The organism is Achromobacter sp. PD1, from assembly GCF_048541815.1.
Lineage (GTDB): Bacteria > Pseudomonadota > Gammaproteobacteria > Burkholderiales > Burkholderiaceae_B > Achromobacter > Achromobacter bronchisepticus_A.
In genome coordinates this window covers 2903985-2922258 of sequence record NZ_CP183349.1, presented here as the reverse complement: position 1 = coordinate 2922258, position 18274 = coordinate 2903985, and the positions used below count along the sequence as shown (strand labels likewise).

Genomic DNA, 18274 nt, shown 5'->3' with positions numbered 1-18274 from the left:
CGGAGACCCCATGACAGAGATGCCCCGTTCCGCCGCCACGCATTCCGCGCTGGCTTCCGAAGCGCGCCGCACGCAGTTGCGGCGCATGAAGATCGCCGCGCTGGCGCTGCTGGTGGCGATGGTCTGCGGCTTCATCACCAGCCACGTCATGGGCGGGCAGGGCGCCTGGGCCTGGGTGCGGGCGTTCTGCGAAGCGGCCACGGTGGGCGCGCTGGCCGATTGGTTCGCGGTGGTGGCGCTGTTCCGCCGGCCGATGGGCTTGCCGATCCCGCACACGGCCATCATTCCCAGCAACAAGGACCGCATCGGCGACAACCTGGCGGTGTTCGTGCGCGACCATTTCCTGGACCCGGACACGCTGATGGAGAAGCTGCGGGTGTTCGATCCCGCGGCGCGGCTTGCGCGCTGGCTGGGGCGTCCGCGGCAGGCGCGGGCCTTGAGCGAGGGGGCGCGCAATGTGGCCTTGCAGACGCTGGACCTGCTGGACGAGCGGGCGGTGCGCGGGGTGATCCAGGAGTTCGTGGTGAAGAATCTGCGGCGCTGGGACGCGGCGGACACGGCGGGCGAGGTGCTGGGGCTGCTGACGCGCGACGGGCGGCACCAGGAGCTGCTGGACGCGGCGCTGGAGCGGCTGGGCGGCTATCTGGGCGACGAGGACGTGAAGGCGCGGGCCTCGAGCCTGCTGGTGAAGTTCGCGAAGAAGGAATGGCCGCGCATCATTGCGGCGGTGGACGTGGTCAAGTCGGTGGACGGGATTGCCGACAATCTGGCGGACCGGCTGGCGCGGGCGCTGGTGGAGGAACTGCGGGACGTGCTGTCCGAGCCTGGGCATCCGGTGCGGCGGGACTATGAGGCCTGGGTGCAGGATTACATCCGACGGCTGAGGGATGATCCGGCGTTGTCGGCGCAGGTGGAGGCCTTGAAGCAGCGGGCGATCGATCATCCGAAGGTGCAGGAGTATGTGCAGGGGCTGTGGGACGATATCCACGCGGCGTTGCGGCGCGATCTGTCATCGGAGGATTCGGCGCTGGCGCGGCATCTGGAGAGCGCCTTGCTGGCCTTGGGGCGCAAGCTGGGGGAGGATCCGGGGTTGCGGGAGGCGATCAACAATCACGTGCTGGGCGGGGCGCGGAGGCTGACGGGGCGCTTGCGTAGCGGGGTCACGGAGCATATTTCGCGCACGGTGAAGAATTGGGATGAGCGGCATCTGGTGGATGAGCTTGAACTTAGCGTGGGGAAGGATCTGCAGTACATCCGGTTCAATGGCACCTTGGTGGGCGGGTTGATAGGGGTGGTGCTGCATGCTGTGGTGTTGCTGGTTCGAGGGTGATGCGGGTGCCCGGGATTTGACTGCTGTTTCCTGTGCTTCGTGGGCCGGGATTTGACTGCTGTTTCCTGTGCTTCGTAGGCCGCCCGTCGTCGCGGGCGCCTGGGTGGCGAGCGCCCACGATTGCGGTCCGGAGCGTTCGCTCCGGACTGCCCCGTCGTCATCGTCGTCACCGCCTGCGGCGGCTCCTTCCGATTCCCTCGGGCGCATCGAGGTTGCTCGCCACCCAGGCGCCCGCGCCGACGGGCTATCCATGTCTTGGTATGGGGCGCTGCTGCAGCGGTGTTTGGTTGCGAGGTTTGCGGGGCCCGCCGCCAATGGCCGCGCGGGCGGCCATTGGCGGCTTACACGGTTGCGTACGTGGTGGTGGGGCGCTGGGTACGCGCGGACGGGGTGGGCGCGGGATTTTTGGCGGGCAGGCAGAGCAGTCAGATTTTCTCTGGCCGTATCGCCCTTGTTTGTATCAGGAACGAAGATTGCTGGCAGGTGCGCGGAAGCCGGTGCTATTGTTTTTTTCGGAATGGACGGCAACGGGCCGGCCATGTAGCAACGGGCGTCCGCGGCCTGCGGGCGCGTATCCTGGAGGCACCCCATGAAGAAAATCTCGATGCTGGTCGCGGCGCTTGCGTTCGCAGGCGCGTCTGGCGCGGCGCTGGCGGAAGACGTGTCGATGTCGTTCCTGAGCGTGGACGGCGTGGGCAAGAGCGCTGGCACGATCACGCTCAAGGACACCAAGGGCGGGCTGCAGCTTACGCCGCATTTGAAGGGTTTGCCGCCGGGCGAACACGGTTTTCATGTGCATGAGAAGGGTTCTTGCGAGCCTGGCATGGTGAACAACCAGATGGCGGCTGGCGGCGCTGCGGGCGGGCATTTCGATCCCAAGGGCACCAAGGCGCACAAGGGGCCGATGGCGACCGACGGGCATCAGGGCGATCTGCCGTTCATCGTGGTCGCTGCCGACGGCACGGCGACGAAGGCGGTGGTGGCGCCGCATCTGAAGCTGGCCGATGTGAAGGGCCGTGCGGTAATGGTGCACGTGGGCGGCGACAACTACAGCGATACCCCGGCGCCGCTGGGCGGCGGGGGCGGCCGGCTGGTTTGCGGCGTGGTGAAGTAGCCGCTTGGGCGGTCAGGCCGTGCCGTTGCGGCCGTACAGCTGGTAGCCGGCCCGTTCGGCGAGCCGGTCGTAATAGGCGGCGACGGCCGGCAACCGTGGTTTTTCAAATGGGGTGCTGAACCAGCGGTTCACCGACAGGCCGACCGGTATGTCGGCCAGCGAGAACGCGGGGCCGGCGACGTAGCCGCCGGCCTGTTCCAGGCGCTGGTCCAGTATCGCCATGTAGCGCGCCCATTCGCGGCAGGACGCCTCGATCGCGGCGCGGTCGCGGTGGGCGGGGGATTCGCGCACCAGGGCCATGAATGCGTAGCTCCAGGCGCGGTTCAGGTCGGTGGCTTGCCAGTCCATCCATTGGTCGACGCGGGCGCGCAGTCTGGGTTCGACGGGATACAGGCGCTGGCCGCCGTATTGCGCGGCCAGGTAGCGGATGATGCTGTTGGACTCCCACAGCACGAAGTCGCCGTCCTGGATGACGGGCACCATCGCGTTCGGGTTGAGCGCCAGGAAGGCGGGATCGCCGGTGGGCTGGAACCCGGAGCCCCAGTCTTCGCGCTCGAAAGGCAGGTCCAGTTCGGCGCAGGTCCAGAGCACCTTGCGCACGTTGATGGATGAGGCTTTACCCAGGATTTTCAGCATCTTGCCGCCGCCGTGTTGATTGACGGCGGCAGTCTAGCGGTCGCCGGCGGGCGCGCACAGATACAGATTGCCGGTTTTGCGTGCGCAACAGCGCTCAATAGGCGCCGGCCTCGGGCTGGGTGCGCAGGCGCAGCACGGGCGAGGTGTACAGCACCACGAATTGCACTGCGAAGCCGGCGGTCGATACCCACAGGCAGGCTTCGACACCGACCCGGGCGGCAAGCGCGGCGCCGATCAGCGCGCCGACCGGGCGGGCGCCGAAGGTGGCGGTCAGGATCACGGCGGACACGCGGCCCAGCAGGGCGTTGGGCGTGATCGCCTGGCGCAGCGTGGTGGTGGTGATGGTCCAGAGTATGGGGCCCGCGCCGAACAGGAAGAAGCCCGCCGCGGCCCATGCGCCGGACGGGAATGCCAGCGTGGAAAGCAGGATGGCGCTTGCGATCAGCGCGGCCAGCGGGCCCACGGCGATCATGCCGCCGAAGCTCAGCCGCTGCGCCAGCCAGGGGGCCAGCAAGGCGCCGGCGACCATGCCGCCGCCGTACACGCCCAGCGTCAGGCCGACGGCCGCGGCCGACAGGCCCAGCCGTTCGATGGCGTAGGCCACATAGATGGCCTGCAGCACGAACCACGCGGTATTGAAGAACACGGCGGTCACCAGCACCGGGCGCAGCAGCGGATGCGTGAGGACGAACGCCGCGCCTTCGCGCAGTTCCTCCAGCAGGCGGCGGCGCGGCGCGAGGCCGGGCGTGTCGTGGGGCAGGCCGGCCAGCAGCAGGGCCGCCAGCAGCGACAGCACGGTGGCCAGCACATAGGCCGAGGGCGCGCCCATCCAGCCGACCAGCGCGCCGCCGGCGGCTGGCCCTGCGGAAAAGGCGGTGCTGCGGGCCAGTTCCAGCCAGCGGTTGGCGCTGGCCAGTCCGGCGGGCGCGACCAGCCGCGGCACCAGCGCCGGCGCGGCGACGTTATACGCGACCGTGCCGACCGCGCCCAGGAATCCCAGTGCGGCCAGCCAGCCCAGGTCAAGCCCGCCCGTGGCCAGCAGCGCCAGCAGGCCCAGCAGGCTGGCGGCGCGCACGCACTCCGCCGCGGTCATCAGCGCGCGCCGGGACATCCGGTCGGCCAGCACGCCGGCGGGCAGGGACAGCAGCAGGAAGGGCAGGGTCTGGGCGGTTTGCAGATAGCCGGTTTCGGCCGCGCTGGCGCCCAGCGCCAGCACCGCGACCAGCGGGGCGGCCGCCAGCGCCATCTGTTCGGAGAATTGGGCGGCCAGGTTGGAGGCGGCCAGGCGGCGGAACGCTGAGGGCAGGGCGGACATGGGGGCGGACGGCGGAAACGACAAGGGCACGATCATGATCGTGCCCTTGTCCGCCGGCACTCCGTTCCTTGCCATGGGCAAGGCGGCGCCTCAGCTCACCGCATCAAGGGATGGGCGGATAGTCGCCGAAGCCGTCCGGCCAGGGCGTCAGCACTTCGTAGCCGGTCTCGGTCACGACCACCATGTGCTCCCATTGCGCCGACAGCGAGCGGTCCTTGGTGACCACGGTCCAGCCGTCGGGCTGCTGCTTGGTCTGGGGCTTGCCGGCGTTGATCATGGGTTCGATGGTGAACATCATGCCAGGCTGTAGCACCATGCCTTCGCCGGGGCGGCCGTAGTGCAGCACCTGCGGATCGTCGTGGTAGATCTGGCCGATGCCGTGGCCGCAGTACTCGCGCACGATGCTGAAGTGCTCGCGGTGCGCCACGGTCTGGATGGCGTGGCCGATGTCGCCCAGCGTCGCACCGGGCTTGACGGCCATGATGCCGGCGCGCATGGCTTCATAGGTGGTATTGACCAGGCGCCGCGCCAGCGGGCTGGGCTGGCCCACGTAGTACATGCGGCTGGTGTCGCCGAACCAGCCGTCCTTGATCACGGCCACGTCGATGTTGAGGATGTCGCCGTTCTTCAGCACCTTGGCGGACGGGATGCCGTGGCAGATCACGTGGTTGGCCGAGGCGCAGATGGTCTTGGGAAAGCCGTGGTAGCCGACGTTGGCGGGTATCGCCTTCTGCACGTTGACGATGTAGTCGTGGCAGATGCGGTCCAGCTCATCGGTGGTGACGCCGGGGCGGACGTGTTCGGCAATCATGTGCAGCACTTCCGCCGCCATGGCGCCGGCCTTGCGGGCCATTTCGATGTCGGCGGCGGACTTGATGGAAACCTTCTTCGCCATTTACGCGGCCTCCTGCTGGGCTGGCTGTGGCAAGCCTTGGGACAAGGAGGCGATGGCGAAGCCCTCGGCCTGTTCGATGCGGATCAGCAATTGGCAAATGTCGGCGTGGCGCAGCTCGGGGTAGAGCTCGGACAGCATGCCGATGCGCATCCAGTGTTCGGCCTGGGAATTGATGGAGCGGCTGAGCGCGCCGCTGGCGACGCGGAGGTTCTCATGCATCTGCTCGGAGATCTTGACGATGCCCATGGAGTGAATGATCCATATATGGTTTGTATATGGATCGTATCTTACCGCCGATGGGCGGCAGGGCGCAAATCGGCGGTGGGCTAGCGGCCCTTGCCGCGCGCCGTCTTCTTGGCGCCGGCGCGGGGCGCGGCTTCCTTGGGCGGGGGCGCGATGGCGGCGTGTACCTGCTCCATCCACATCAGCGCGTCGGTGTACGACAGGAACTGCTGCAGATAGCCGGGCGACACCTCGCGCATCAGCGACAGCGCGCGGTGCACCAGCTGGTTGGAGTTGAGCGGGCCGGCGTTCTTGTGCACCTGCTCCTGGGACTGCCGCACCTGGCGGTCGGCGCTGACCCGCGACCAGACGCCGCGGAAGTATTCCAGCGTTTGCAGTTCGGGGTAGGAAGCGCGCAGGTCGGCGGCGCCGCGCGCGTCGGGGCCGGGATCGGCGATGTACGCGGTCAGCGCCGCCAGCGGTCCGGGTTCCGGGATGCCGGCAGCAGGCGCCGAGACGTGTTCGGCCGCATCCGCGGGCGCGCCGTCCAGCTCGGCCTCGTAGGCCTGGATCAGCGCCGCCAGCTTGCCGTCCAGCAGCCTGCGGGCTTCGCCGCCTTGGGCGGCTGCGCGCCGTTGCAGCGCGTCCATGAACTGGAAGCGGACGGGAGCCACGCGGTCGGCGCCGGCCTCGCGCCAGGCGTCCAGCATGGCGCGGGCGTCGATGATCTCGCCGCGGGTGCCGTCACTGGCCATGCAAGGTCCCGGCGTCGCTGGAGGGCTTGGGAATGGGCGCGATTTCGACCCGGCGGTTCTTGGACCGGCCGTCCTCATCCGCGTTCGAGGCCACCGGCTGTTCCGAACCGAAGGCGGCGGCGAACACGGCCGACGAAGGCACGCCCTCGTCGATCAGCGCGCGCGTCACGGTCAAGGCGCGCTGCGCGGACAGGTCCCAGTTGTCGGCAAAGCGCCGGTTGCCTTCGCGCACCTGCTGGTCGTCGGTATAGCCGCTGACCATCAGGATCTCGTTGTGCGACTTCAGATAGGCCGACAAGGGTTCGATCAGGCTTTTCAGGACTTCACGGCCCTCGGGCTGCAACTGGTCGGAGTTCAGGGCGAACAGGACGCTGCCGCTGATGCCGATGCGGCCGTCGATCAGGGTCACACGGCCGGCGGCCAGCGGACCCGCCAGCGCCTGCTCCAGGGTTTCGCGGCGCTGGGTTTCGACCTGGCGCTGCTTGACCTCTTCCTCCAGCTGGGTGGACAGCTGCAGCTGGACCGCGACGACGCTCACCAGGATCAGGACGAAGGCGCCCAGCAGCACCGACATCAGGTCGCCGAAGACGGCCCAGGCCGGGACTGTGGGCTCCACGCCGCCGTCGATGTCCTCGCTCATGCCGCTTCCGCCCCGGCCGTCGCGCGCTGGATGGCCAGCTGCTGCAGGTTCTCGATGATCTGCTTCTGCGACACCATGCTCAGGTCCACCACTTCACGGGCCTGCGCCACGTAGTAGGCGAGCTGCTCGTCGCCGCGCGCGATGGACTTGTCCAGCGCCGCTTCGATGCGCTGCAGGTGCGCCACCAGCTTGTCGTTGGACTCGCCGAAGAGCTGCACGGCAGTGCCGAAGGACTCGCCCAGGCTGGCCACTTCGGCCGCGCCGCTGGCGACCTGCGCGGCCACCTCGGCCAGCTTGCCGGTTTCGGCCTGCGCCTGTTCGGTGAACTGCGTGCCGACGCGGTCCAGCAGCTCTGCCGACGAGGACACCAGCGCGTCCACGGCCGTGCGCTGTTCGGCGGCGGTGTGGTTGACGGCGTCCAGCAGGGTGCCCAAGGTTTCCAGCAGGCGGTTGCGTTCCTCCAGCATGTCGTTGTCGCGCTCCATGCTGTCGGAGAGCTTCTGGCGCAGTTCGCCGATGACTTCGGCGGCGGCGCGCGGCGCTTCGGACGCGGCCTGCACCAGGCGGCCGATCTCGGCGATGGTGTCGTTGGCGGACGCCTGCGTCTGCGCGCTGATGTCCTGCGCCGTGATGGCCAGCGTGTCGCAGATCTGCTGCTGCTGGTTGGCCGTGTAGGAACTGGTCTGTTCCCATTCGGCGCGCAGCGACTCGGCGATCGTGCCGAGCTTGCCGGTCCAGGCTTCCAGGCGCGCTTCGTCCTCGGCGGCGAGCGCGTTCTGCAGGTCCGTCTGCGATTGCTCCAGCGTTTGCAGCAGGGCGGCGGAGTGTTGTTCGAATGCCGCGGCGGCGGTTTCCAGCGCCTGCTGGTTGTCGCCGGCCAGCTTGGCGTTGGCCTGCTCCTGGCGCGCCTGCGCCTCGGTCCAGGCCTGGGTGACGCCGGTGGCGGCCGTTTCCAGGCGGGCCGATACGCTTTCCAGCAGGCCGGCCTGGGCCTGGGTCTGGGTCGTGATGTCGCGCGCGGTCTGGGCCAGGGTGTCGTTGACTTCCAGCTGGCGCAGCGCGGCCTGGGTGCCGGCCTGTTCCCATTCCTGGCCGAGCTTGGCGGCCATGGCGGTAAGCGTGCCGGTCCAGGCGGCCAGGCGTTCCTGGTCGCGCGAGGCTAGCGCGGCCTGCAGTTGCGTGTGCGACTGGTCCAGCGTCTGCAGCAGGGCCGCGGAATGCTGTTTGAAGGTGGCGGCCGCGGCGGCCAGGGCCTCGCGGTTGTCGCCAGCCAGCTTTTCGCCGGCCTGTTCCTGGCGCGCCAGGGCGCTGGCCCATTGCTGCGAGACGCCGTTGGCGGCCGCCTCCATGCGGGTGGACACGCCTTCCAGCAGCCGCGCCTGGACTTCCGCCTGCGCGGTGATGTCGCGCACGGTCTGCGCCAGCGTGGCGCTGATGGCTTCCTGGCGTTCGGCGGCCTGCGCGCCGGACTGCTCCCATTCCTGGCGCAGCGTGGCGCCCATGGCGCCCAGGGTGTCGGTCCAGGCGGCCAGGCGCTGCTGGTCGCGCGAGGCCAGCTCGGACTGCAGCAGGGTGTGCGATTGGTTCAGCGTGCGCAAGAGCGAGGCCGAATGCTGCTCGAAGCTGGCCGCGGCCGCGGTCAGGGCCTGCAGATTGTCGCCAGCCAGCTTTTCGCTGGCCTGCTCCTGGCGCGACAGCGCCTGGGTCCAGGCTTGCGACATGCTGCCCGACGATTCCTCCAGGCGCGAGGACACGCTGTCCAGCAGGGCGGCCGAGCGCTGTTCGAAGGTCTGGGCGAAGTGGTCGAGCGAGGCGCGCAGGTCCTGCGACAGGGCCTCGCTGGCGCGCTGCTGGCCGGCCAGGGCCTGGTTCCAGATGCCGGCGACGTTGCTGGTGGTGGCCTGGAAGCCCGAGGTCAGGCCTTCCAGCTGGCGCTGCACGGCTTGCGTCACGGTGTCCTGCAGGGACGCGGTTTCGCGCGACAGGCTGGCCATCGTCGCTTCCACCACGGGTTGCAGGGCGGCGCCGGCCGAGCGCGCGCTTTGCGACACGCTTTCCTTCATGGACTGTTCCATGACGGCGGCCAGGCGCGAATAGGCGGCCTCGGCCTTGCCCTGGAACGCGTCCTGGCTGGCCATGTGGCGGTCGCTCAGGGCCTGGTTCTGGCGGGCCATGTCGCTCATCATGGCTTGCAGCTTGTCGACCAGGGTGGGCATGGCCTCCGCCTGGCGCTGCATCACTTCAGCCTGGCGTTGCAGCAGCTTGAAGGATTCTTCGCGTTGATAGCCCTGCGAGTACACGCGCAGGGTGGTTGCGGCCTTGCTGTCCAGCAGTTGCGCCGCGCGCACGCGGTCGCGGCGGCACAGGGCTGCCAGCAGACCCAGCATGGCGGAGCTGGCCACGCCGGCGATCGAGGTGCCGAAGGCAAAGCCCAGGCCCTTGACCGGCGCGGCGAGCGAGGCGCGGATGGCGGCCAGGTCGGTGGCGCTTTCCAGCGCCAGGCCGGTGCCGCGCAGGGTCACGACCATGCCCAGGAAGGTCCCCAGCATGCCCAGCAGCACCAGCAGGCCGACCAGGTATGGCGTCAGCGCCGGGCCAGGCAGGCCCGCGCGCTCACCTTCGATGCGCAGGCGCGCGGCGTTGCGCAGGCCCGGCGGCAACTGGTCCAGCCAGGATCCCAGATTGCCGGGCGCTTCGGACAGGCCCGAGAGCGCGCGCGTCAACGAGGACGTCGCCTGCTGGTAGCGCAGCAGTTCCAGCGCGCCTCCCAGGTAACAGACGCCTATCAGCAAGGTCACGGCCAGCGCCAGCGGGTTGGTGCCCGCATAGCCCACGCCGATCCAGCCCACGACGGCCAGACCCGCCAAGAAAACCACGAGATTAGTCAGATATTTGGACATAGTGTCCCGGTTAGCTGGCGCGAAGGGTGGCAAGCAGCCCTTCGACCGGTTGTAAACGAACATCCAATTCGGCCAGCAGCACGCTGCGCATGTCTTTGCGGAACGTGTCCAGCCAGGCGCCCGGCGTTATCGATGCCGGCGCCGCAGCGGGCGCCGCGCCCGTCTCGGCCGCGGCATCGCCTTGCGCCTCGGTCTCGGCGCCGGCCTCGGCTGGAACTTCAGCCAATGCGGCAGCCTCGGCCAAGGCCGCGGCCTCCGCGTCGCGCAGGCGCTCGAAATGGCCCTGCAGCAACTTCGGAATCGCGCCGAACAGCGCGCGTTCCTTGGGCAGCAGGGCGCGGTCCATGATGGCGTCGACCACCGCCAGGCGCGTCATTTCGCCGTTTTTGGCCGCGACCATGCCGCGCAGCCGGCTGCGCAGATTGCCCACCGCGGTTTCCATCGTGTGCTGCAACGACAGATAGCGCTGGCGAAAATTCGCGTAATCGGCGTCGGCCTCGGCCAGCGCCGCCAGTTGTTTGGCGGGGGCCGGCGCGTGTCCCGGCGTGCGCCGCTTGGCGGCCGTGGCCGCGGTGTCGCTGGCGATGGCGTCGGCCAACGTGGTCCGCACGCGTTCGCACTCGCGCTCTTCGGCGCTGCTGAACATGCGCGCGCCGGGGGCGATCACCGGCGGGCTGGTATTCAGCGCCGCGGAGAGCGCGATCGCATCCGTCCAGCCGAGCCACTGGCTCAGATGGTCCGAGAGCGATTGCCTGGATTGCGGAACGTCGACATCCGTCAGGCGAGTCAGCAAGCGAATGAGCGTCGGGCCGCTTAAACCTGTGCGCTGTGGGGCCTGCAACATACCACCAGAGTCAAAAAGGGGGGAGTTTACACGGTGGAGGGCGGCGTCAGGGGCAGGGGGCGGGCGGCAAGGGCGTGCCGCCGGAAAAAAGAGGGTCGCATCATCTGCGGATGCAATATTGTGACGGGGTTATGCCACCCGGCGGATCCGGAGTTCTGGCGCCAAGCCATGCGCCGGGTTGTCCTGCCGGGCGTCCAGGTATTCGGCCAGAAAATCGATGAGGTACCGGGTCCGGGCTGGCAGCAAGCGGGTTTCAGTCAGGGCATGGACCTCGATCGGTCCCAGGCTCCAGACCGGCAGCACGCGCGCCAGCTCGCCCGAGCGCAGCCGGCCGCTTTCGTCGCCGCCCAGCGCCGCGATGCCGGCGCCCAACACGGCAAGCTGCCTGGCCATGCAGGCGTCGTTGGCGCCGTAGCGGTGCTCCACCGGAACCAGCAACTGTTCACGCCCGCGCTGCAGCGGCCAGGGCGCGGGCTGCCCGCCGCCGGCGCGCAGCCCGATGCAGTCGTGGCGCGCCAGGTCGGCGGGGCTGACAGGCGTGCCGCGCGCGGCCAGGTAGGCGGGCGAGGCATACAGGCCGGCATGCACCGCGCCCAGGCGGCGCGCCACCAGCGACGAGTCGGGCAGTTCGCCCAGGCGGATGGCGACGTCGCCGATCTCGGGCGGGTGCTCGGCGAACTCGGGTCCGGCCACGCTCATCTGGAGCTGGATAGCCGGGTAGCGGCTGCCGAACGCCACCATGGCGGGCATCAAGGCGTCCAGCGCATAGGCCGCGGGCAGCTGGATGCGCAGCGGCCCGCTGGGGATTTCCAGCTGTTCGCGCAGTTCCTCGTGGGCGATCTCGGCCTCGGCCACGATGCGGCGGCAGCGTTCGAAATACAGCCGCCCGGCGTCGGTCAGCTCCACGCGGCGCGTGTTGCGGCTGAGCAGCCGCAGGCCGACCGAGCGCTCCAGTTCGGCCACCTGGCGCGACACCGTGGAGGTGGGCATGCCGAGCGTCGCGGCGGCCCGGCTGAAGCTATGCGCCTTCGCCACTTCGGCGAACAGTTCCATGCCTTGCAGGCGTTTCATGGGCGTGCCTCCCCTGCGGCCAGGCGCGCTGGCGCGCTGATGAAGTCCGGACGGCCCTGGCTGGCCAGCGCGCCGCTCGCGGCGGGCAGCGCGCCGGCCGTCAGGGGGCCGCTTGCTAAAATGTGTTGCTTCATTCCGTTGCTTCCCATGCGTTTTTTCGGCGGGCCGGGGTCCAGTTCCCCGTCATAGGAGCGCATTGTCGGCATGGGGTTTTAATAATTTTTTAAAGCGATGCCTGCATGCTGCGGCATCGTTGACGGTTCTGGAGTTTTCTTGCGTGTCCTGCTAGTTGAAGACGACGCCATGCTGGGCGACGCCGTGCACACCAGCCTGGCGCAGTCCGGCGCCGACGTGCAATGGGTGCGCGACGTCGCGCAGGCGCGGCTGGCCCTGGTGGATCACGGCTTTCAAGCCGTGCTGCTGGACCTGGGGCTGCCGGACGGCAGCGGACTGGCGGTCCTGAAGCATCTGCGTACGCGCTACGATGCCACGCCGGTGCTGATCCTGACCGCCCGCGACCGGCTAAGCGAGCGGATACAGGGCCTGGATGCCGGCGCCGACGACTACATCGTCAAGCCATTCCAACTGGACGAACTGCTGGCGCGGCTGCGCGCCGTGGTCCGGCGCAGCAGCAACGCCGTGGTCTCGGCGCTGCGCTGCCGCGACGTGGTGCTGGAGCCGGCCAGGCGGGCGGTGACCCGCGCGGGCGTCGAGGTCAGCCTCAGCGCGCATGAATACCGCACGCTGCTGGCCCTGATGGAGCGCGTCGGCCACACCGTCAGCCGCGAACAGCTGGAGGCCGCCGTCTACGGCGACAGCGGCGCCATCGAAAGCAACACGGTGGCCGTCTATATCCACCAGTTGCGCCGCAAGCTGGGCGACAAGCTCATCGCCACCGTCCACGGCCTGGGCTACCGCATCGAGGCCGGCGAATGAAGACGCTGCGCAAGCAGCTCACGCTGACGCTGCTGTTGACGATGGCGCTGTCCTGGATCGCGGTGTTCGCCTTCCAGCAGTACGAAGCCGCGCGCTCGCAGACCGGCGCGCGCGATCAATGGCTGCACGACGCGGCCAGCCAGATGCTGGCGTCGCTGCCGGTCAGCCTGCTGGGCAACGAGGCCCCGTCCGAGCGTTTTACCCCGCCCGCATCCAGCCGTGTCGACGGCGACAAGGTGCGTTTCCACCTGTGGTCGCTGGCCGACCGCCGGCTGCTGCTGCGCTCGCCCGAGTCGCCCGCGCAGCCCTTGAGCGGCGGCTTCCAGGACGGTTATTTCGACGTGAGCGCCGACGGCATGGACTGGCGCGTGTACGCGATCTCCGACGCGCAGGGGCGGGTGCAGGTGCAGGTGGCGCGGCCGCAGAGCGAATTGCGCGCGCAGTCGCTGTACAGCTTGAAGCGCGGACTGCTCATCGTGTCTATTCTGTTCGTGCTGTTGGCCGTGGTGAGCTGGATGGTGGTCGGCCGCGCCTTCCGCAAGGTGGACCGTGCCGGCGTGGCCATTGCGCGGCGCGGTCCGTTTGACCTGGCGCCGCTGCCCATGGCCGGCATGCCGGGCGAACTGCGTCCCTTCATACGCTCGATCAACCAGCTGCTGCTGCGGGTCAAGGGCGGGTTGGACCGCGAACGGCGTTTTCTGGAAGATGCCGCGCACGAGCTGCGCACCCCGCTGGCCGCGCTGAGCGCGCACGCGGAGCTGGTGGCCCGCAGCGCGGGTTCGGGAGACGCCCCGGCCGCCATCGAGAAACTGCGCCTGGTCGCCCAGCGCACCTCGCGCCTGTCGGAACAATTGCTGGACCAGGCCCGCATGGATGCGCTCAGCGCCAGCGCCGATGAACCGGAACTGGTCGAACTGGACGCGCTGGTCGCCATGCTGGTGCGCGACTGGGAAACCGACGCCACCCGCAAGCAGCTGCGCATCCAGCTGGACGTGCAGGCCTGCGTCGTCCGGGGGCGGCTGGACGCGCTGGGCGTGCTGGTGCGCAACCTGCTGGACAATGCCGTGCGCTATACGCAGAGCGGCGGCCAGATCGCCGTGTCCTGCGGACCGTCGGCGGACGGCGGAGCCTGTCTGCGCGTGGCGGACGATGGGCCGGGCATCGCCCCGGAGGAACGCGCGCGCGTGTTCGACCGTTTCTATCGCGCCCCGGGCAGCGCCGCGGGCGGCAGCGGCATCGGCCTGTCGCTGGTGGCGCAGATCGCGCAGCAGCACGGCGCCGAGGTCACGCTGGGCGAGGGCCTGCGCGGCGCGGGCGTGGCGCTGACAGTGTGTTTCCCGCCTGCGGTCGGGGGAACTGCCGCGGCAGGGGCGCCGCGCGCCTGAATCCCGCCAGCCGTGAAGCCGGCTGCCCCGACTACGCTGCGAATCGCCGCCGGATGGTAGATTAGTTCCCGGTAAGCGGACTGCGGGAGCAGCGTCAGTGGCGGGAGTTCCATGGATGTTCTGATCACCTCGGCCGCGCGCGCGCTGGCCGCCGGCAATCCGCTGGGCGCCCTGAACCTTGTGGCCCTGCGCGACGACGCGCCCGCGCTGGCCCTGCGCGGCATCGCCATGGCCCAGCTGGGCGATTTCCGCCGCGCCCGGACCTTGCTGCGCAGCGCGGCCCGGAACTTCGATCACAAGAATGTGCTGGCCCGCTCCCGATGCGTCGTGGCCGAGGCCGAGATCGCCCTGGTATCGCGCGATCTGGCCTGGCCGGAAAAGGCCCTGGAGACCGCGCGCGCTGCGCTGCAAGCCCACGGCGACCCGGCCAATGCCGCGCATGCGCGTCATCTGCAGGCCCGGCGCGAACTGCTGCTTGGCCAGCTCGACCGGGCCGAGGACGCCCTGACCACGCTGGACCCGGCCTTGCTGGCCCCGGCTTCCCGCGCCATCCATGAATTGATAGCTGCCGGTATTGCCTTGCGGCGCCTGCGCACCGAGCGCGCGCGCGCCGCGCTGACCCAGGCGGAGCTGGCGGCCCGCGTCGCCGGCATCCCCGCGCTGATGGCCGAGGTGGAACAGGCCACCCTGGTCCTGAATACGCCAGCCGCGCGCCTGATCGGGCAGGGCGTGCAGCGGCCCATTCTGCTGGATGAAGTGGAGGCGCTGCTGGCATCCGACACGCTGGTCGTGGACGGCTGCCGCCACGCGGTGCGCAGCGCGGGCCGCGAGATTGCGCTGGCGAGCCGGCCGGTGCTGTTCGCGCTGGCGCGTGTCCTGGCCGAAGCCTGGCCGCAGCCCGCGCCCAGGGAAACGCTCATCGAGCAGGCCTTCCGCACCGCCTATTTCGATGAAACGCACCGCGCGCGCCTGCGCGTCGAGATTGGGCGCCTGCGCGCGGCCTTGGACGGTGTGGCCGGTATCAGCGCCGCGCGCGGCGGTTTCGTCCTCAAACCGCAGGCCGGCCGGCCGGTCGCGCTATTGGCCCAGCCTGGCGGCGAAGGCGACAGGGATCAGGGAGCGGTGCTGGCCTGCCTGGCGGACGGCGAAGCCTGGTCCAGTTCCGCCCTGGCCCTGGCGTTGGGGGCAAGCCAGCGCACGGTGCAGCGTACGTTGGACGCATTGGCCGTGGCGGGCAAGGTGCAGGCTTGCGGACAGGGCCGGTCCCGCCGCTGGATGACGCCGCCGGTGCCGGGATTCACGACAACCTTGTTACTCCCGGCCGCGCTGGCCGCCGACTAGCATGAATGCTCGAACTCCAGTTCAAGGACATCGACATGAAACGAACGCAAGCCCAGATCATCCGCGAGTACGGCCCATTTCCCGGCGTGCAGGCCGTGCATGGCGTGACCTATGACGGCCGGCAGGTGTGGTTCGCCGCCGGCGAAAAGCTGATTGCCATGGACCCGGATAGCGGCAGCACCCAAGCCTCGATCGACATCGTCGCCGACGCGGGCACGGCCTTTGACGGCAAGCATCTCTATCAAATCTCCGACGGCACCATCGTCAAGCTGGAACCGCGGAGCGGCCGGGTGCTGAGCCGCATCCCAGCGCCCGGCGGCGGCGGCGCCTCGGGCATGGCCTGGGCCGAAGGCAGCCTGTGGGTGGCCGAGTACCGCCAGCGCAAGATCCACCAGGTGGATCCCGAAACCGGCCGCGTGCTGCGCACCATCGAATCCAACCGCTACGTCACCGGCGTGACCTGGGTGGACGGCCAGCTGTGGCACGGCACCTGGGAGGACGGCGCCAGCGATCTGCGGCAGCTGGACGAAAAGACCGGCGAAGTGCTGCAAAGCGTGGAGATGCCGGCCGGCATCGGCGTGTCGGGGCTGGAATCGGATGGCGCCGGCTGCTTTTTCTGCGGCGGCGGCGACAGCGGCAAGCTGAGGGCGGTGCGCCGTCCGCCAGCCAAGGCCGACGATACGGCGGTCACCAACGGATGATGTAGGGCCTGTCTCCCAGTTCCCACACGCCGTTTTTCCGTTCCAGCATGATGTACTCGGTCTGCCATTCGTCCGGCTGGTCCTCCGGCGCAAAGCCGGATAGATACGGACGGAAGGCGGGATCCGCCGCCCAATCCGCAGTGCTGCGGTCCAGCCGCCACTCGAACTTCACCGCCGAGACCAGGTTGGGGTTGTCGTCGAATGGATTCTTGAGCGGCTTGGTATGGGTGAGGATCTTGCCGATCTGCAGGCCGGGGGCGCAGAACTTCGCGGTATAGACCAGCTTGGAGCTGAGGCGGGCCTCGCCATCGGTGTAGTAGGGCCGGCCTTTATCCGTCAGCTCCATGCGGCTGCTCGCGTCCTCCGGATCCTCGTCCGCTCGCGGCGGCCCGCCGTCGCCGCTGGCGCTGACGCGCTTGACCGTGACCAGCTGATGCTTGATCAACCCCTGCACGATCCTGTCCTGGCTTTCCAGGAACGCGGTGTAGACATCGGTGGGCAAGGGCCGCACGCCCACGACGTTGACGCAGGCGCCGACCGGCGCATATTCCGGTTGCGCCGTGGCCTCGACCAGGATCTTGCGCATCTTGCCTTCGGTCAGGCCCGGGCCCAGCGGCGATTGCCACCATGCATAAAAACCCGCGGCGCCAGCGATGATCAGGCCCAAGGCCCAGGCCTTGCGTGGCATCCGGCGGCGGTTGACGGCGCGCTGCTTCTGGTTCATTCCTACCCCTGCTGATGACAGTGCCGAGATGGTAACGCGTGCACTGTCCATCATCCAAAAGACCTAATCCGCATTTCTAGGGTAATTCCTGACAAGAAGCTGATTGTCAGCGATTAGTCAGAAAGGTTTAATCAGGCTCACGCTTTGCGCATCGTCCGCAATCGCGCCGGCGGGATCCCGCAGCAGGCTTCACCATCCCGCGCCCACGCAGGAGTAGTAACTACAAGCTGGTCCATGTAGTCCTAATTCAGGAGACAAGACGCCATGCAACACGTTACCAAGCCCCGCCGCAAGTTCATCTCCGGCGCCGCTGTCGCCGGGGCCGCCGCACTAGGATTTCCGGCAGTGGCCCGCGCGCAGAACGCCCCGGTTTCCCTGCGCTTCCAGAGCACCTGGCCCGCCAACGACATCTTCCACGAGTTCGCCCGCGACTATGCGCAGAAGGTCAACGACATGGCCGGCGGCCAGTTGAAGATCGAGATCCTGCCGGCTGGCGCCGTGGTCAAGGCCTTCGACCTGCTGGACGCGGTGTCCGCCGGCACGCTGGATGGCGGGCATGGGGTGGTCGCTTACTGGTACGGCAAGAACACGGCGGTGGCGCTGTGGGGATCGGGGCCGTCCTTCGGCATGGATGCCAACATGCTGCTGGCCTGGCACGAGTACGGCGGCGGCAAGGAGCTGCTGGTCGAGATCCAGAAAGCCATGGGCGTGAACGTGGTGTCGCTGATGTACGGGCCGATGCCGACTCAGCCTTTCGGATGGTTCAAACGTCCTATCACAAAGATGGAGGAGGTCAAGGGCCTCAAGTTCCGCACCGTGGGCCTGGCCATCGACATGTACACGGCCATGGGTGCCGCCGTGAACGCGTTGCCCGGCGGGGAAATCGTGCCCGCGCTGGACCGCGGCCTGCTGGACGGGGCGGAGTTCAACAACGCTTCGTCGGATCTGGCCCTGGGCTTCCAGGACGTCTCCAAGATCTGCATGCTGCAGAGCTTCCACCAAAGCGCGGAGCAGTTCGAAATCCTGTTCAACAAGGCCAAGTACGACGCGCTGCCGGAGCACCTGAAGCACATCCTCAGCTATGCCGCGCAGGCCTCCAGCGCGGACATGTCCTGGAAGGCGGCAAACCGCTATTCGCAGGACTACGTCAAGCTGCAGAAGGACCACAACGTCAAGTTCTACAAGACGCCCGACGCCATCCTGCAGCAGCAGCTGAAGATCTGGGACGAGATGATCGCCAAGCGCTCGGCCGAAAACCCCTTGTTCAAGAAGGTGCTGGAATCGCAGCGGGCCTTCGCCGAGCGCGTCGGGCGCTGGCACGGGGACACCTCGGTCAACTTCCGCATGGCCTACAACCACTACTTCTCGCGCTCCACCAAACAGGCTTGAAGGGCCGCTACCTGTATTCCGCGTCGCGCGCCGCACCCCGGCGCGCGGCGGGACGCCATGCGTCTTGACCTGGAAG

General features: G+C 68.7%; 18 protein-coding genes. 7 read left to right on the top strand and 11 right to left on the bottom strand.

The features are described 5' to 3' along the window. Positions 1-10 precede the first annotated feature (10 nt). Together ACM1PE_RS13770 and sodC are read left to right on the top strand one after the other, a co-directional pair. Positions 11-1330, top strand: coding sequence for a DUF445 domain-containing protein (locus ACM1PE_RS13770; RefSeq protein WP_373429127.1), 1320 nt, complete (start codon positions 11-13; stop codon positions 1328-1330). 589 nt (positions 1331-1919) lie between these two features. Next, the gene (sodC, locus tag ACM1PE_RS13765; protein ID WP_054456408.1) at positions 1920-2444 is read left to right on the top strand and encodes a superoxide dismutase family protein; all 525 of its coding nucleotides are present in this window, start codon (positions 1920-1922) and stop codon (positions 2442-2444) included. A 12-nt stretch (positions 2445-2456) separates the two neighbouring features. On the opposite strand, the gene ACM1PE_RS13760 is transcribed toward sodC, so the two are convergent. The 10 genes from ACM1PE_RS13760 to ACM1PE_RS13715 form a co-directional block, all read right to left on the bottom strand. Beyond that, positions 2457-3080 (bottom strand): glutathione S-transferase family protein, encoded by a 624-nt coding sequence (locus ACM1PE_RS13760; protein WP_280016872.1) that lies wholly within the window; start codon positions 3078-3080, stop codon positions 2457-2459. Positions 3081-3174: 94 nt separating this feature from the next. Then, positions 3175-4395: an MFS transporter gene (locus ACM1PE_RS13755; protein ID WP_059373071.1), complete on the bottom strand. Its 1221-nt coding sequence runs from the start codon at positions 4393-4395 to the stop codon at positions 3175-3177. A gap of 103 nt (positions 4396-4498) precedes the next feature. Beyond that, positions 4499-5290: a type I methionyl aminopeptidase gene (gene map / locus ACM1PE_RS13750; protein ID WP_419343590.1), complete on the bottom strand. Its 792-nt coding sequence runs from the start codon at positions 5288-5290 to the stop codon at positions 4499-4501. Next, positions 5291-5536, bottom strand: a complete 246-nt coding sequence (locus ACM1PE_RS13745; RefSeq protein ID WP_054456412.1) for a ParD-like family protein — start codon at positions 5534-5536, stop codon at positions 5291-5293. A gap of 80 nt (positions 5537-5616) precedes the next feature. After that, complete coding sequence (locus ACM1PE_RS13740) at positions 5617-6267, bottom strand: DUF2894 domain-containing protein (RefSeq protein ID WP_059373069.1); 651 nt, start codon at positions 6265-6267, stop codon at positions 5617-5619. Next, the gene (locus tag ACM1PE_RS13735; RefSeq protein ID WP_059373067.1) at positions 6257-6907 is read right to left on the bottom strand and encodes an OmpA family protein; all 651 of its coding nucleotides are present in this window, start codon (positions 6905-6907) and stop codon (positions 6257-6259) included. The genes ACM1PE_RS13740 and ACM1PE_RS13735 overlap by 11 nt, the downstream gene beginning before the upstream one ends. Then, on the bottom strand, positions 6904-9807 hold the full coding sequence (locus ACM1PE_RS13730; RefSeq protein ID WP_419343588.1) for a DUF802 domain-containing protein: 2904 nt from the start codon (positions 9805-9807) through the stop codon (positions 6904-6906). The genes ACM1PE_RS13735 and ACM1PE_RS13730 overlap by 4 nt, the downstream gene beginning before the upstream one ends. 10 nt (positions 9808-9817) lie before the next feature. After that, positions 9818-10651 (bottom strand): DUF3348 domain-containing protein, encoded by an 834-nt coding sequence (locus ACM1PE_RS13725; RefSeq protein ID WP_419343587.1) that lies wholly within the window; start codon positions 10649-10651, stop codon positions 9818-9820. A gap of 129 nt (positions 10652-10780) precedes the next feature. Then, positions 10781-11722, bottom strand: coding sequence for a LysR substrate-binding domain-containing protein (locus tag ACM1PE_RS13720; RefSeq protein ID WP_419343586.1), 942 nt, complete (start codon positions 11720-11722; stop codon positions 10781-10783). Next, entirely contained in the window at positions 11719-11856 is a 138-nt protein-coding gene (locus ACM1PE_RS13715; RefSeq protein WP_251879778.1) for a hypothetical protein, read from the bottom strand. The genes ACM1PE_RS13720 and ACM1PE_RS13715 overlap by 4 nt, the downstream gene beginning before the upstream one ends. Before the next feature lie 139 nt (positions 11857-11995). Between ACM1PE_RS13715 and ACM1PE_RS13710 the strand changes: the two genes are divergently transcribed. From ACM1PE_RS13710 to ACM1PE_RS13695, 4 genes are all read left to right on the top strand, one after another. Continuing rightward, entirely contained in the window at positions 11996-12658 is a 663-nt protein-coding gene (locus ACM1PE_RS13710) for a response regulator transcription factor (RefSeq protein ID WP_059379509.1), read from the top strand. Next, positions 12655-14043, top strand: coding sequence for an ATP-binding protein (locus tag ACM1PE_RS13705; protein ID WP_419343584.1), 1389 nt, complete (start codon positions 12655-12657; stop codon positions 14041-14043). Before ACM1PE_RS13710 ends, ACM1PE_RS13705 begins: the two co-directional genes overlap by 4 nt. A 111-nt stretch (positions 14044-14154) precedes the next feature. Then, positions 14155-15384, top strand: coding sequence for a helix-turn-helix domain-containing protein (locus ACM1PE_RS13700; RefSeq protein WP_419343582.1), 1230 nt, complete (start codon positions 14155-14157; stop codon positions 15382-15384). Between the two features lie 35 nt (positions 15385-15419). Next, positions 15420-16085 carry a glutaminyl-peptide cyclotransferase gene (locus ACM1PE_RS13695; protein WP_251879782.1) on the top strand — a complete coding sequence of 222 codons (666 nt, stop codon included), beginning with the start codon at positions 15420-15422 and terminating at the stop codon, positions 16083-16085. On the opposite strand, the gene ACM1PE_RS13690 is transcribed toward ACM1PE_RS13695, so the two are convergent. Beyond that, positions 16072-16809, bottom strand: a complete 738-nt coding sequence (locus tag ACM1PE_RS13690) for a hypothetical protein (protein ID WP_280016865.1) — start codon at positions 16807-16809, stop codon at positions 16072-16074. The genes ACM1PE_RS13695 and ACM1PE_RS13690 overlap by 14 nt on opposite strands. 264 nt (positions 16810-17073) lie before the next feature. Between ACM1PE_RS13690 and ACM1PE_RS13685 the strand changes: the two genes are divergently transcribed. Continuing rightward, positions 17074-18198: a TRAP transporter substrate-binding protein gene (locus ACM1PE_RS13685; protein WP_059380142.1), complete on the top strand. Its 1125-nt coding sequence runs from the start codon at positions 17074-17076 to the stop codon at positions 18196-18198. The last annotated feature ends 76 nt before the right edge of the window (positions 18199-18274 follow it).

What these genes read in the sequence shown, in the direction of transcription:
- ACM1PE_RS13770 (WP_373429127.1), top strand. Translation starts at nt 11, where the DNA reads ATGACAGAGATGCCCCGTTCCGCCGCCACGCATTCCGCGCTGGCTTCC.
- sodC (WP_054456408.1), top strand. Translation starts at nt 1,920, where the DNA reads ATGAAGAAAATCTCGATGCTGGTCGCGGCGCTTGCGTTCGCAGGCGCG.
- ACM1PE_RS13760 (WP_280016872.1), bottom strand. Translation starts at nt 3,080, where the DNA reads ATGCTGAAAATCCTGGGTAAAGCCTCATCCATCAACGTGCGCAAGGTG.
- ACM1PE_RS13755 (WP_059373071.1), bottom strand. Translation starts at nt 4,395, where the DNA reads ATGTCCGCCCTGCCCTCAGCGTTCCGCCGCCTGGCCGCCTCCAACCTG.
- map (WP_419343590.1), bottom strand. Translation starts at nt 5,290, where the DNA reads ATGGCGAAGAAGGTTTCCATCAAGTCCGCCGCCGACATCGAAATGGCC.
- ACM1PE_RS13745 (WP_054456412.1), bottom strand. Translation starts at nt 5,536, where the DNA reads ATGGGCATCGTCAAGATCTCCGAGCAGATGCATGAGAACCTCCGCGTC.
- ACM1PE_RS13740 (WP_059373069.1), bottom strand. Translation starts at nt 6,267, where the DNA reads ATGGCCAGTGACGGCACCCGCGGCGAGATCATCGACGCCCGCGCCATG.
- ACM1PE_RS13735 (WP_059373067.1), bottom strand. Translation starts at nt 6,907, where the DNA reads ATGAGCGAGGACATCGACGGCGGCGTGGAGCCCACAGTCCCGGCCTGG.
- ACM1PE_RS13730 (WP_419343588.1), bottom strand. Translation starts at nt 9,807, where the DNA reads ATGTCCAAATATCTGACTAATCTCGTGGTTTTCTTGGCGGGTCTGGCC.
- ACM1PE_RS13725 (WP_419343587.1), bottom strand. Translation starts at nt 10,651, where the DNA reads ATGTTGCAGGCCCCACAGCGCACAGGTTTAAGCGGCCCGACGCTCATT.
- ACM1PE_RS13720 (WP_419343586.1), bottom strand. Translation starts at nt 11,722, where the DNA reads ATGAAACGCCTGCAAGGCATGGAACTGTTCGCCGAAGTGGCGAAGGCG.
- ACM1PE_RS13715 (WP_251879778.1), bottom strand. Translation starts at nt 11,856, where the DNA reads ATGAAGCAACACATTTTAGCAAGCGGCCCCCTGACGGCCGGCGCGCTG.
- ACM1PE_RS13705 (WP_419343584.1), top strand. Translation starts at nt 12,655, where the DNA reads ATGAAGACGCTGCGCAAGCAGCTCACGCTGACGCTGCTGTTGACGATG.
- ACM1PE_RS13700 (WP_419343582.1), top strand. Translation starts at nt 14,155, where the DNA reads ATGGATGTTCTGATCACCTCGGCCGCGCGCGCGCTGGCCGCCGGCAAT.
- ACM1PE_RS13695 (WP_251879782.1), top strand. Translation starts at nt 15,420, where the DNA reads ATGAAACGAACGCAAGCCCAGATCATCCGCGAGTACGGCCCATTTCCC.
- ACM1PE_RS13690 (WP_280016865.1), bottom strand. Translation starts at nt 16,809, where the DNA reads ATGAACCAGAAGCAGCGCGCCGTCAACCGCCGCCGGATGCCACGCAAG.
- ACM1PE_RS13685 (WP_059380142.1), top strand. Translation starts at nt 17,074, where the DNA reads ATGCAACACGTTACCAAGCCCCGCCGCAAGTTCATCTCCGGCGCCGCT.